This is a genomic window from Providencia burhodogranariea DSM 19968 (assembly GCF_000314855.2).
GTDB lineage: Bacteria > Pseudomonadota > Gammaproteobacteria > Enterobacterales > Enterobacteriaceae > Providencia > Providencia burhodogranariea.
On sequence record NZ_KB233223.1, the window covers coordinates 164753 to 178561 of the forward strand.

Consider the following 13809-nt stretch of genomic DNA (forward strand, 5'->3'; position numbering starts at 1 on the left):
TAGGCTATAGTAATAGCGAATTTTATGCCTACGTTCAGAACATTTTAAGCAAGCTTAAAGGGAATACCCCGAAAGCTTGTTCTGAACGGGTTTATATGGAAACCGCTATGACGCCTGAACAAACCTTAAAACACATCCAGCGCTATCTTTCCCGCCAACATGTCTTTTCTCTCTTTACTTCTCACGACAATGATATCTGGCCTGCCAGTTGTTACTATGCATTCGATGCTAAGACAATGAGCTTATTCTTTATGACAGACTCAGCATCACGTCACGGCCAACTTATGGAGATTAACTCACGAGTTGCCGGTACAGTTTCAGCCCAAACTAAAGTTGTCAGCCAAATACAAGGTATTCAATTTATAGGTGAGGTGATTACACTTGATGAGAACCAGCAGAAGCAAGCCCGAGAATTCTACTGCCGCCGCTTCCCTGTGGCATTGACAGCAAAACTTCCTGTTTGGCGTTTGGATTTGCAAGAAGTCAAAATGGTGAACAACAAACTTGGTTTTGGTACAAAACTTCTCTGGGCTATTGATATTTAACGCAATTTGTGAATTATTTGATTGCTACTACCTCGCCATAATAGTGAGGGGTCATATAATTCTTGGACAAACTTCCCATCAATCAGAACATTGATAAGGCTTACCACCTTATGTTGGTCTGCTGTCAATTCAGCAAATTGATAGCCTGTCCAAAGCCAAATATCTTTGCTAGGGCAAATCGCTTTCACGCGTTTAACGAGCTGAAGGATGGCGGATAAGTTTACAGGGTGTAGAGGATCCCCGCCAGAAAGGGATAAACCTTGCCGACGGATACGTGTATCTTGTAGATCTTGAATGATCTTATCTTCCATTTCTTGGGTAAAAGGCATACCGGAATCGGTACGCCAAGTACTTTTGTTGTAACAACCTTTGCATTGATGAATACATCCTGAGACAAATAGCGTACAACGAGTACCTGGACCATTAACCACATCGACAGAATAATATTGATGATAATTCATCGTGTTAACCTAATTGACCATTTCCGAGATGCTTGATGCGTCGCTTCACTTCTTCTTGTTTACCCGGATTGAATGGTCGAGCATCTGGGCTACCGAGATAACCACATACGCGGCGGATCACTGAAACTCGATTGGTATCATGATTACCACAACGCGGGCATACAAAGCCTTTACTGGTACAGTTAAATTCACCCGTAAAACCACATTCATAACATTCATCAATTGGTGTATTTGTTCCATAATATGGGACATGCTCATAGCTATAATCCCAAACATCCTCAAGAGCTTTTAGGTTATGCTGTAAGTTTGGATATTCACCATAACAAATGAAGCCACCATTAGCGATTGTCGGATATGGCATTTCAAAATCAATTTTGTCGTATGGGTTAACGCGTTTTTCGACATCAAGATGGAAGCTATTAGTGTAGTAACCTTTTTCTGTGACACCCGATATTATACCGAATTCAGCCGTATCAAGGCGGCAGAATCGGTCACATAAATTCTCACTTGGTGTACTGTATAAACTAAAACCATAACCGGTTTCATCTTTCCATTCATCCGTTGCTTGTCGTAGGCGATTAACAATCGCGATAGCTTTTTCTCTTAATAGCGCATTGTCATAAACATGTTCTTGTGTACCAAATAAGGCATTGATAGTTTCATGTAAGCCAATATAGCCTAATGAAATAGAAGCTCGGCCATTTTTAAATATTTCAGCCACACTATCATCTGCTTTCAATCTGACACCACAAGCACCTTCCATATACAGGATAGGGGCAACACGTGCTTTGACATTTTCAAGACGAGCAATACGTGTCATTAATGCTTTTTTCGCAATATGCAAACGTGCTTCTAATAATAGCCAGAATGCATCTTCATTACCTTCCGCTTCAATTGCAATACGGGGTAAGTTAAGGCTAATTACACCTATATTATTGCGACCATCATGAATTTGCTGGCCATCTTCTTCGTAGACACCTAAAAAGCTTCTACAGCCCATAGGCGTTTTAAAGGAACCAGTGATTTTCACGACTTGATCATAGTTAAGGATGTCGGGATACATGCGCTTGCTGGCACATTCGAGAGCTAGCTGTTTGATATCGTAGTTTGGATCAGAGAATTGGTGATTCAAGCCTTTTTTGATCGCAAATACTAATTTAGGAAATACAGCCGTTTTACGATTTTTACCTAAACCCGCGATACGATTTTTGAGAATAGACTGCTGGATCAAGCGTGCTTCTTTAGAAGTTCCAAGACCAAATCCAAAAGTTACAAATGGGGTTTGCCCGTTTGCGGTGTGTAAAGTATTCACTTCATATTCAAGTGATTGGAAAGCATCATAACACTCTTTTTCAGTTTGGCTGTCAGCATAGCCTCGTACATCAGTGATACCCCAGTTTTCGGCGATTTTAAGATGTTTTTCATAGCTGATACGAACATAGGGTTCGAGTATTTCGTCAATCCTATTTATGGTGGTGCCACCATAAATGTGGCTTGCGACTTGAGCAATGATTTGTGCAGTCACCGCAGTGGCTGTTGAGATGGATTTTGGTGGCTCAATTTCCGCATTTCCCATCTTAAATCCATTGGTTAACATGCCTTCAAGATCAATCAGCATACAGTTAAACATCGGAAAGAAAGGGGCGTAATCGAGGTCATGATAGTGTATTTCGCCACGTTCATGGGCGATAACGACATCACGCGGTAAAATATGTTGTTTGGCATAATGCTTTGCAACGATACCAGCAAGGAGATCACGTTGTGTAGGGATCACTTTACTGTCTTTATTTGCATTTTCATTTAGTAGCGAAACATTACTTTGTTCGATTAATCCGCGAATATCATGAGTAAGCTGGCTACGTTTTTCACGTTCACTATCCCTGTCATGCCGATATTCTATATAGGCGCGTGCAAGATCTTTATAGGGGCCAGACATTAATTGATTTTCTACGGCATCTTGGATTTCTCGAATATCCACTTTCTCACGGTTGCCAAGTTGCTCACTGACAATAGAAGTAACTTGAAGACAGTAATCATCATCCTGAATATTCACAGCCCCAGCAGCGCGCTTTATAGCTTCTTGAATTCTCTGGGAGTCAAAATTGACCTGACAACCGTCACGCTTAATTACAACCGTTTTCACTATAATGCTCCTTATTGAGTTATCCACAGGCTTAAACGGTGCTCTAATACGGCAACCAAAGGAAGAAGAGGGTTGTGGATAAAACTGTGAATAAATACTATATCTAGTGTCTCTTGGTGCAATTAAAGCACAATATATAGATTATTGCTTTTTTTTAGCTTACGATTATTTGATCCAAAACAAGGAAAAAAATAAATTATATGAATATCAAACGTGGAGATAGCAAAAATAAAAATAGGTTATGATGGTTTGTTATTTGAGCAGAACATTGAGTATTTATCATCGTTATTGGTATGAATAATAATTAGGAAAAAGGTTAAGTGTGTTACTGATGGGAAGCTAAGGCATGTTGGTGGATATGATTGAATTAAGAAAAGTTCACAAACTATGATTAATATTATTTAGCGAGCATCTTATTATTAACAGTATCCGCCATAAAAATGCGAGTATGGCGGGGTATGAGCAATTAGACTAATAAAATAAATAGTTAAACTTTTGGTATGCCTCAGTATCGAATTTATTCATATGATTATTGACACGCTCAAAAAACTATCTAGCGTACAATTTAATGTATTAATAATTGAAATTAATGTTCCGATATTAATATTTGTTTTTCCTGATTCATATCTGGGAATTTGGTGTTGTAACACTCCATTTATTTGAGCTAAATATTTGCCGGAAAACCCATTTATTTTTCTTAAATAATAAATTTCCTCAGCAATGGCATGTATGAAATGACGTTGATAAAAATGTTGATATTGTTGGTCATGAGGTGCTTGAGAGCCAAGTTAAATAAAAACTCCTACTGTTTTTGCTAAAGAACATTTATTTGTATTTAGTTGCGTAGTACCTCTGTATAGCTAATCTTAGAAATTATCTACCGTATTGATTCTATTTATCATTTTAATTTAACTAAAATTTTTTGAATAAATATTGATAAACTGACAATAGGAGGTCAGTGATAAAATCGAATTATCTTCTTGTAAAGTTTTACATAAATGTTAATTGGTGTTGTTTTTTTGTTATAAGGTGTTGAGTTTTAAGTAAATTAAAAGTATGTTTTTATTTTTTGTAGTAAATAAATGTTTTTTTAGTGTTAATTCATCTAAGTTTAATTGTAAATTATAATCATATATGTTTGATTGTGAATAAGTGTTATTTTAAGTATAATCAATCATATATCATGTGGTTGTTAGTTTAAATCACTATAAATTAGCTCTAATTTTGAATGTTTTATTGAGAGCTGAGTCTTATTATTTTCTTATCACTTTGTTTTTAATGGGAAGAAATGGAATAATTATAGTGTAAAGTTAATGAATTGTAAGTTTTGCTTCATTTTTGGCCTATTTACCAAGGTTTTTTTACTCTTTATAATTGTAATCAATCGAGGCAAGTGACGTATTGTACTCGCTATCTTTTGAGTTAAATGACACCAGCTTTGAACTTAGTTATCTGAATCACATTGCTATCTGTATCCTAGGCGTTTTTCATTTATTTCGGATATGGATTTTGAATTGGTTCTTATATAAAAAACTATTGAATATAAAATAAGATAAAGAATATATATGATGATGAATATTAATATTGGCACACCAAAAAATGAAATTTCCGATAATCTATTTTCTTTTTATTGCGGAGTAGTTATAAAACGTATCAGAAAAGAAAAAGGATTAACAGGAATCGAATTAGCTAAAAGATTAGATATCTCACAACAGCAAATGTCACGTTATGAAAGGGGCGTAAACAAACTAAGTATTGACGTTATACTTGATATTTTGTCTATTTTGGACACTTCTTTTGAAAAATTATTTAGATATACATTACAGGAAATACGTAATAGTAGTTCAGAAGAAACATTGATTTTAAAAAGCAAAATCTCGCAATTAGATTCAATTTACTTCTGCTAAATATTTATCTGTAATTAATGAGACTCTCAATCACTATATATAAAATAGGCCTGTCGACATTATTGGGAAGGCCTATTTTATTGAATTAGCTATTACTTACGAACAGCGATCGCTTCAATTTCAATTTTTACATCTTTTGGTAGGCGAGCAACTTCAACACAAGAGCGAGCAGGAAATGGTGCATTATGTTGTTTGAAAAATTCTTCATAAGTCGCATTTACGGTCGCGAAATCATTCAAATCTTTTACGAATACTGTGGTTTTCACGATATTTGCGACGGTTAGGCCTGCTTTTTCTAAGATTGCAGTGACGTTATCCAGTGATTGACGCGTTTGCGCTGCGATATCTTCTGGTACTTCACCTGTTTTAGGATTAACAGGGATCTGGCCTGATGTGATGACCATGCTACCTAAGTCAACACCTTGTACATAAGGTCCGATGGCAGCTGGTGCGTTTTCTGTATTGATTTCGTATGACATAAAGACTCCGTTTAATCAGGTAAAAGGAATGGTTTACCCGCTACACTTCAAATTACAGCGTTGTAGGTCATATTTTAGCTATCCGGATCACATGCTTGTGCAGAGATTTTCCATAGTAATAGCTTCACTGACCTTCTGAATGCAATTTGATTTATTTAGGGTATTTAGCGTTATTATAAAGCTTTGATGTTAGCAAACAATGACGCAATCTACCCTTAAATAAGTTACTGATTATTGATCACTGCATCTCTATCAAACTGTTTTTCACAGAATTTGCAGGTCAGAGCGACCTCTTTATCAATCTTTTTCACCTTAAAGCTGCTGGAAACCGGTTCATTATGGCTGATGCAATTACTATTAGGGCAGATAAGAACATTATCGATATATTCAGGTAATCTCAGCTCAAGTTTTTCAACCACTTGATAGTCCTCGATACGATTAACTGTTGCTTCAGGTGCATACATTGCTAATTGGTTAGCTTGCTCCGGGGTTAAAAAGGTATTTTCGATCTTGATTAAATCTTTTTTACCTAGGTTGTTTGATGGCAAATTCAGGCCGATAGTAATCCGTTCATCAGTTAGTGTCAGTTTAAACAAGCTCAGCAATTTGAAACCAATTTGAGCAGGAATATGGTCGATGACAGTACCGCAGTTAATTGCTTCAACTTGTAATTTATGATCGTGTGTCATGATGTTTTTCTCCTCAGATTGCCAATTCTTTATTTAAAACCAGTGACAGTAAGGCTTGTCGTGCATATATCCCATTCCCCGCTTGTTGGAAATAGTAAGCATAGGGGGTTTGATCGACATCGACTGAAATTTCATCAATACGTGGTAATGGGTGCAACACTTTTAAATTAGGTTTTGCGCTATATAGGTCGGCAGCACGTAAGACAAACTGAGCTTTTACATTGGCGTACTCTGAAGGATCTAAACGTTCTTTCTGTACACGTGTCATGTACAGAATATCTAGCTCTGGGATCACTTCATCAATATTACTATGCAGGCTGTATGTTGAACCGCTTTCTTCAAGAATTTGCAGAATATGGTTAGGCATTGCCAATGCTTCAGGTGCAATAAAGTAAAAATGATTTCCTTCAAATTTAGATAGAGCTTGCGTCAACGAATGAACCGTTCTGCCGTATTTTAAGTCACCTACCATGGCCACTTGCAAGTTTTCTAATCGACCTTGTGTTTCTTGTATTGTAAAAAGATCGAGTAGTGTTTGCGTTGGATGTTGGTTAGACCCATCTCCAGCATTAATGATTGGAATATGATCTGCAAATTGGCTTGCAAGGCGTGCAGCGCCTTCTTGTGGGTGACGCATCACTATCGCATCGACGTATTGGCTAATCACTGAAATAGTATCAGCGAGTGTTTCTCCTTTTTTGCCCAATGAGGTGTTAGTGCTATCAGAGAAGCCGACGACTGAAGCCCCTAGGCGATGGATCGCTGTCTCAAAGGATAAACGTGTGCGAGTTGATGCTTCAAAGAAACAACTTGCGATAACTTTATGTTTGAGGAATTCAGGTTGTGGTTGTTGTTTTAATGATGCAGCTACTTTGAGTACGAGCTCAAGGTCTGTGCGAGTTAAATCATTAATTGAGATTATGTCGCGGTGATATAGAGGGTTCGGCATCGTTTTTCTCCTGAGTCAGCAAGACATGTTGGATAATGGACCAAAAAAAAGCCCCTCAATGAGGGGCTTTTCTATAAATATGGAGAGGAAAAACAGGCTGTCCAAGCCGCCAGAAGGCAGTGCAGTGGAGGTGTTCTCTGTAAAAAATAGAGTGACAGCGTTCATGGTTTCTCCTGACAAATTGTGGCGCATTATACGCGTGTCCTTTACTGACGCAAGCGTTTGCATGCAGAATAAATAATTTTTTTTACGCTATTTTGGATAAAAATAACTAAATCAGCGGGATAGTTCCTGATGATGATTAATCATTACTTTCGGAGTCTTATAGCTTTCTAACTTTGCAAAATAATTAGCGCTAAGAAGGAGGGTGATCAAGTACTGTGGATTGTTGACGTACCAGCTAAATTATTTTATATGATATGTATATTATTAAGTTTTATCACAATTTAAATTTCCATAAATGATAAATAAAATCAATATGCTATGTTGTATTTTTTTATTCTGGTCGGTTTTTCGTGACATGTCACGCTTCAATAAAATTATATCCGCTGGCCCGCATTGAGTGATTAATACAGAATTTATGCACCCAGTGTAATTTTGAAAATGAACACCAGAATGGCCAACGGAGACATCTATAATTGAGCAAGTTATTATAAAACTCCAGCCGGAATTTCTGGTGCTAGCGTTGCGACCATAACGGCTTTTATCGTGTGTAGACGGTTTTCTGCTTCATCAAACACAATACTATAATGAGATTCAAATACTTCTTCAGTCACTTCTAAGCCGCCCCACATATCAAACTCTTTAGCGAGTTGTGCACCAAGAGCGGTATCTTCATTATGGAATGCAGGCAAGCAGTGTAGGAATTTTACATCAGGGTTTCCTGTGAGCTTGATGACATTCATATTGACCTGATAAGGCTTGAGTAAATTGATCCGTTCAGCCCAAACTGCTTTCGGCTCACCCATCGATACCCATACATCGGTATAAAGAAAATCAGCATCTTTTACGCCATCAGCTACATTTTCAGTTAAGGTGATTTTTCCACCTGTAGCGAGCGCAGCTTGTTGACAAACGTCGATAAGCTCTTGTTCTGGCCAGCAGCTTTTAGGTGCTACTAAGCGTACATCCATACCTGTTAATGCAGCCGCTTCTAGCATGGTGTTACCCATATTATTGCGAGCATCACCCAGATAGGCAAATTTGATTTCTGATAGCGGTTTATTCGGTTGGTGTTCTTGGATGGTAAGTAGGTCGGCTAATAACTGTGTGGGATGGAATTCATTTGTTAATCCATTCCATACAGGCACTCCCGAGTATGTTGCTAACGTTTCCACTGTTGCTTGGCTAAATCCCCGATATTGAATACCATCGTACATCCGGCCTAATACTCTTGCCGTATCTTTCATGGTTTCTTTATGGCCAATTTGGCTGCCTGATGGACCAAGATAAGTGACTCTCGCCCCTTGATCAAAGGCACCAACTTCAAAAGCACAACGGGTACGGGTGGAGTCTTTCTCAAAAATCAGGGCAATATTTTTACCTGAAAGTAGAGGTTTTTCGTGACCTGCTTTTTTTTCTGCTTTCAGCCATGCTGAGAGTTTTAATAATGAATGAATTTCACTGGGGGTAAAATCAAGCAACCTTAGAAAATGCTTTTTATAGAAGGGGTTCATAAAATATGGCCTTTTGCAATTGAATTAATATTCAATTTATGTTCATAAAAATTCAAAATCAACCCCTTGTCGAAAAGAAATTATTCATTCGGGTATGGTTTCACTGGCAACCCTATGGGAGAATGGCGCAGAGACTAGCGATAATAAAAAAGGGGTGTGGACATGGTTGATAAAGCAGAGTTAGATGCGCAATATGAAGAAACTCGTCTAATTATAGAAGAGTTACTGGAAGATGGCAGTGATCCTGATGCATTGTATGCAATTGAACACCATTTCTCGGCTAATAATTTCGCATTGCTTGAAAAAGCAGCAGTGGAAGCATTTAAATTAGGCTACGAAGTTACTGATGCTGAAGAGCTTGAAGTCGAAGACGGCATTAAATTAATGTGTTGTGATATCATCAGCGAAAGCGCATTGAATGCAGACTTGATTGATGCTCAAGTCGAACAATTGATGCAACTGGCAGAAAAAATGGGAATCAACTACGATGGTTGGGGTACCTATTTTGAAGATCCAGACGCGGAATATGATGAAGACGAAGACGGTGATGACGAAGAAGAGAACAAACACGTTCACTAATTCGGTATCAACGATTAAGGATAGCAATTTAGCTATCCTTTTTTGTGAACGGTTACAGTGCTTTTAACATCCTAACTTCACAATCGCTATGGCCTGTATTACCCAGTGGTTCATCGATAAACTCAAAGCCTAATTTCTCATACAATTTAATCGCTGCCTGTAATTCTGCCGTCGTTTCAAGGTAGCAGCGGGTATAACCTTGTGTTTTGGCAAACGCCAATGACAACAGAACAATTTGTTTGGCTAGCCCCTTTCCTCTAAGTGTAGAGGACAGATACATTTTTTGTAGTTCAGCTGTTTCATTGTCACCATCAGCAACTTTTGATACCCCACCACCTCCGACAATCTTGCCGTCCATTTCGATCACCCAATAAGCACTACGAGGCTTGTTATACACTTCATACAAGGTGTCTAAAATGGGATCTGCAACCGCATAGCCTTTATCTGCTGTCAGCCCAAATTCAGCAGAAACTTCACGAATGATGGCGGCAATTCCTACATTATCTTTTTGCTCAATTAAACGAATAGTATGGTGTATGGTCATGAAAATCCCCTAATTGCTATTTTTATTGTTCAAGTACCTAGTATGAAAAAAGGCGCGATGTCCTACCATATTCTGCTCTGGGATGTGGTTGGCTTTACTCGATTACTAGTGATAACACAAATATCTAAGAGATATATAAGCAGTAGAATAGATTTTTTATATATAAATTTCAGTCGGGTAATAAAAAGCCCTTATTAGAGGACTAATAAGGGCTAGATAAATTTAAGGCTTAAGATTACAAGGAAGCGATGGTCATTTTCTGTGCTTCTATTTTACCTTTTGCTTCAATATTTGCAGCTAAACGCTCACGTTCTTTTTCAACAACGGCAGCAGGGGCACGACTAACAAAACCTTCGTTAGATAGCTTGCTTTCAATAGCTTCAATCTCTTTACTGACTTTTTCCAGCTCTTTATCAAGACGGGCAAGTTCAGCTGCTTTATCAACCAAGCCAGCCATTGGGATCAACAATTCAGCCCCATTAACCAATTTAGTGACAGAGATCGGCGCTTCTTCACCTTCTGCTAGCACAGTAATGGTTGCAAGGCGTGCCATTGACTTAATAAAGTTTTGGTTTTCAGCAACACGACGTTTGGCATCTTCAGATGCACCACGCAGTAACACATCCAGTGGTTTACCCGGTGCGATATTCATTTCTGCACGAATATTACGAACCGCAATGATAGCTTCTTTGATCCATTCTAGGTCGCTTAATGCTAATTCATCTGCTTTCGTGGCATCGAATTCAGGGAATGGTTGCAGCATAATCGTATCTGCATCAATGCCTTTAACCACTTTCACACGCTGCCAAATAGTTTCGGTGATAAATGGAATGATTGGATGTGCGAGGCGCAGCAAACCTTCCAGAACTTCAATCAAGGTATAGCGAGCGGCGCGAACCTGAGCTTCATTACCTTTATGAACAGCTGGTTTTGACAGTTCTAAATACCAGTCACAGAACTCGTTCCATGTGAAATCATACAAAATACCTGCCGCAATATCATAACGATAAGTATCGAGTGCTTCACGGTAAGCTTTAACTGTTTGGTTAAATTGCGCCATGATCCAGCGATCAGCCAGAGAGAAGCTCATTTCACCGCCGTTCTGACCGCAGTCTTGGTTTTCTGTATTCATTAAAACAAAGCGGCTAGCATTCCACAGCTTGTTACAGAAGTTACGGTAACCGGACAGACGCTTCATATCCCAGTTAATATCGCGGCCTGTTGATGCTAGAGCGGCTAAGGTGAAGCGCAGGGCATCTGTACCGTGTGCTTCGATACCTTCTGGATATTCTTTCTGGGTACGTTTAGCAATTTTTTCAGCCAGTTGTGGCTGCATCATGTTACCAGTACGTTTTTCCAGTAAATCTTCCAGTGAAATACCATCGATCATATCCAGAGGGTCGATAACATTCCCTTTGGATTTAGACATTTTCTGGCCTTCTTCATCACGAATAAGACCTGTCATGTAGACAGTCTTGAACGGAACCTGTGGTACGCCGTCTTCGTCTTTGATGAAGTGCATGGTCAGCATGATCATGCGGGCAATCCAGAAGAAAATAATATCGAAGCCACTGACCAAAACATCGGTTGGATGGAAAGTTTTCAGTGCTTCAGTATTTTCAGGCCAGCCCATTGTAGAGAAGGTCCATAAACCAGAAGAGAACCAAGTATCCAAGACATCATCGTCTTGACGCAGAGCGATATCTGCATCGAGCTTATTTTCACGACGGACTTCGGCTTCATCACGTCCAACGTACACATTGCCTTTATCGTCATACCAAGCAGGGATGCGGTGACCCCACCACAGTTGGCGAGAGATACACCAATCTTGAATATCACGCATCCAAGAATAGTACATGTTTTCATATTGGCGTGGTACGAATTGAATACGACCATCTTCAACGGCTTTGATTGCGTTTTCAGCCAGTGGTTTAGTGCGAACATACCATTGGTCAGTGAGCATTGGCTCAATAACTACACCACCACGGTCACCGTAAGGAACGGTTAGGTCGTGAGGTTTTACTTCAACCAGTAAGCCAAGTTGTTCAAATTCTGCAACCAATGCTTTACGTGCAGCAAAACGTTCCATACCACGGTAAGTTTCTGGAATTTCGCTGCTACATGCCGTTGATGGGTTCCCGTTAGTATCAAATACTTCAGCTTCGCTACGGACATTACCGTCCAAGTCGAGCATGTTGATCATCGGTAACTGGTGGCGTTTACCTACTTCATAGTCATTAAAGTCATGAGCTGGCGTAATTTTTACACAGCCAGTGCCTTTTTCCATGTCGGCATGTTCATCACCAACAATTGGGATACGGCGGTTGACTAATGGCAGAATAATTTCTTTACCAATTAAATCTTTGTAGCGTGGATCTTCGGGGTTAACAGCAACACCTGTATCACCTAGCATAGTTTCTGGGCGAGTTGTTGCTACGACGAGGTAGTCTTTCCCTTCAGCTGTTTTTGCACCATCAGCAAGTGGATAACGCAAATGCCACATTGAACCTTTGATTTCACGGTTTTCAACTTCAAGATCAGAAATTGCAGTATGCAGTTTTGGATCCCAGTTAACTAGGCGTTTGCCACGGTAGATCAGATTATCTTTATACAAGCGAACAAAGGCTTCTTTAACTGCGACAGATAGGCCTTCATCCATCGTGAAACGTTCACGATCCCAATCGACTGAGTCGCCAAGACGACGCATTTGTTGTGAAATGGTGCCACCTGATTCTGCTTTCCATTGCCAGATTTTGTCGATAAATGTTTCGCGACCAAAATCATAACGAGTTTTGTTCTCTTCAGCAGCAATTTTGCGCTCAACAACCATTTGTGTTGCGATACCTGCGTGATCTGTTCCCGTTTGCCATAAGGTATTTTTACCTTGCATGCGTTGGTAACGGATCATGGTGTCCATGATGGTTTGTTGGAAAGCATGGCCCATGTGTAGGCTACCAGTGACGTTTGGTGGAGGAATAACGACACAAAAGCTTTCTTGGCTGGTATCACCATTTGGTTTGAAATAGCCGCTTTTTTCCCAGTGAGCATACAGTGATTGCTCAATTTCAGCGGGATTATAAGTTTTATCGAGCGAAGGCTCGACAATTGCATTATCAGGTTTTTTTTCCATTTTTATTTCGTATTCAGTTAGTTGGCGGCGCCGCCATAGTCAAATTGAAGCCGACGCTGCGGTAAGTTTTATACCGCTCACGCGCCAACTGTTTTAAAGTTTCATCGATAGGCACAAAGTCTATCACTTCATGGAAAGCGGTGGCAAAGTCTGCAAATTGACTTTGCAAGCTAATCAGAATGTCCCGAGGGGAATTACCCCGTTTACCCGGCCAGCAAATTTCAATTGGTGCACCATAACGCGGCCCTTCACCAGCCAAGTTATGTGGAACAAACTGGTGAGGATCTCTTTGCCAAAGCGCTTCATCGAGCTTTTCTGCTTGCTCAGCCGTTTCACATGCCAGTAAGACTCGTTTTCCATTACGCCACATTTTCGCCGCAAGTTCGCAAGCTAGCCACTCATGTGCTTCGAGCTCTTCTTGTGGCGAGGGGTGTTCTAGTAAGTAAAATATGGCGTTTTTCATCTCTCTACCCAGTCTACCCGTCATACTTCAAATTGTAGGGGTGTTGTCTTCTCTCAGCTACCCTAGTCACATACTTATGTATGCTCCTAGGGATATCTTCGTTTGCCGCCTACCTACAATCTGAATTATTTAGGGTCAACAATAAGATAGTCATACCCAAATGACAATTTAGTGTTTTAGGTACTACCCGTGATACTTCAAATTGTAGGGGTGTTGTCTTCTCTCAGCTACCCTAGTCACATAC

General features: G+C 39.5%; 13 protein-coding genes. 3 read left to right on the forward strand and 10 right to left on the reverse strand.

Annotation, left to right across the window (positions count from 1 at the left end; all coding sequences use genetic code 11):
* Window positions 1-95 precede the first annotated feature (95 nt).
* On the forward strand, window positions 96-545 hold the full coding sequence (locus OOA_RS11460; protein ID WP_008912309.1) for a YhbP family protein: 450 nt from the start codon (window positions 96-98) through the stop codon (window positions 543-545).
* On the opposite strand, the gene nrdG is transcribed toward OOA_RS11460, so the two are convergent.
* The 3 genes from nrdG to OOA_RS21270 all read right to left on the reverse strand — a co-directional run bounded on the left by nrdG (window position 542) and on the right by OOA_RS21270 (window position 3880).
* Entirely contained in the window at window positions 542-1006 is a 465-nt protein-coding gene (gene nrdG / locus OOA_RS11465) for an anaerobic ribonucleoside-triphosphate reductase-activating protein (RefSeq protein WP_008912310.1), read from the reverse strand. The genes OOA_RS11460 and nrdG overlap by 4 nt on opposite strands.
* A 4-nt stretch (window positions 1007-1010) precedes the next feature.
* Window positions 1011-3149: an anaerobic ribonucleoside-triphosphate reductase gene (gene nrdD / locus OOA_RS11470; protein ID WP_008912311.1), complete on the reverse strand. Its 2139-nt coding sequence runs from the start codon at window positions 3147-3149 to the stop codon at window positions 1011-1013.
* Window positions 3150-3670: 521 nt separating this feature from the next.
* Window positions 3671-3880 carry a helix-turn-helix domain-containing protein gene (locus OOA_RS21270; protein WP_083880281.1) on the reverse strand — a complete coding sequence of 70 codons (210 nt, stop codon included), beginning with the start codon at window positions 3878-3880 and terminating at the stop codon, window positions 3671-3673.
* An 834-nt stretch (window positions 3881-4714) separates the two neighbouring features.
* Here OOA_RS21270 and OOA_RS11475 point away from each other — a divergent pair.
* Window positions 4715-5056 (forward strand): helix-turn-helix domain-containing protein, encoded by a 342-nt coding sequence (locus OOA_RS11475; RefSeq protein WP_008912312.1) that lies wholly within the window; start codon window positions 4715-4717, stop codon window positions 5054-5056.
* A gap of 92 nt (window positions 5057-5148) precedes the next feature.
* On the opposite strand, the gene ridA is transcribed toward OOA_RS11475, so the two are convergent.
* The 4 genes from ridA to argF all read right to left on the reverse strand — a co-directional run bounded on the left by ridA (window position 5149) and on the right by argF (window position 8849).
* Window positions 5149-5535 (reverse strand): 2-iminobutanoate/2-iminopropanoate deaminase, encoded by a 387-nt coding sequence (gene ridA / locus OOA_RS11480; RefSeq protein WP_008912313.1) that lies wholly within the window; start codon window positions 5533-5535, stop codon window positions 5149-5151.
* A gap of 224 nt (window positions 5536-5759) precedes the next feature.
* Window positions 5760-6224 carry an aspartate carbamoyltransferase regulatory subunit gene (gene pyrI, locus OOA_RS11485; protein WP_008912314.1) on the reverse strand — a complete coding sequence of 155 codons (465 nt, stop codon included), beginning with the start codon at window positions 6222-6224 and terminating at the stop codon, window positions 5760-5762.
* A 13-nt stretch (window positions 6225-6237) separates the two neighbouring features.
* Complete coding sequence (gene pyrB / locus OOA_RS11490; protein ID WP_008912315.1) at window positions 6238-7173, reverse strand: aspartate carbamoyltransferase; 936 nt, start codon at window positions 7171-7173, stop codon at window positions 6238-6240.
* Window positions 7174-7823: 650 nt separating this feature from the next.
* On the reverse strand, window positions 7824-8849 hold the full coding sequence (argF, locus tag OOA_RS11495) for an ornithine carbamoyltransferase (protein WP_008912316.1): 1026 nt from the start codon (window positions 8847-8849) through the stop codon (window positions 7824-7826).
* A gap of 162 nt (window positions 8850-9011) precedes the next feature.
* Between argF and rraB the strand changes: the two genes are divergently transcribed.
* Window positions 9012-9428, forward strand: a complete 417-nt coding sequence (rraB, locus tag OOA_RS11500; RefSeq protein ID WP_008912317.1) for a ribonuclease E inhibitor RraB — start codon at window positions 9012-9014, stop codon at window positions 9426-9428.
* A gap of 52 nt (window positions 9429-9480) precedes the next feature.
* Here the strand turns inward: rraB and OOA_RS11505 are convergent, their stop codons facing one another.
* The 3 genes from OOA_RS11505 to OOA_RS11515 form a co-directional block, all read right to left on the reverse strand.
* The gene (locus tag OOA_RS11505; protein ID WP_008912318.1) at window positions 9481-9972 is read right to left on the reverse strand and encodes a GNAT family N-acetyltransferase; all 492 of its coding nucleotides are present in this window, start codon (window positions 9970-9972) and stop codon (window positions 9481-9483) included.
* A gap of 235 nt (window positions 9973-10207) precedes the next feature.
* Window positions 10208-13102, reverse strand: coding sequence for a valine--tRNA ligase (locus OOA_RS11510; RefSeq protein ID WP_008912319.1), 2895 nt, complete (start codon window positions 13100-13102; stop codon window positions 10208-10210).
* 13 nt (window positions 13103-13115) lie between these two features.
* Entirely contained in the window at window positions 13116-13565 is a 450-nt protein-coding gene (locus tag OOA_RS11515; RefSeq protein WP_008912320.1) for a DNA polymerase III subunit chi, read from the reverse strand.
* Window positions 13566-13809: the final 244 nt, after the last annotated feature.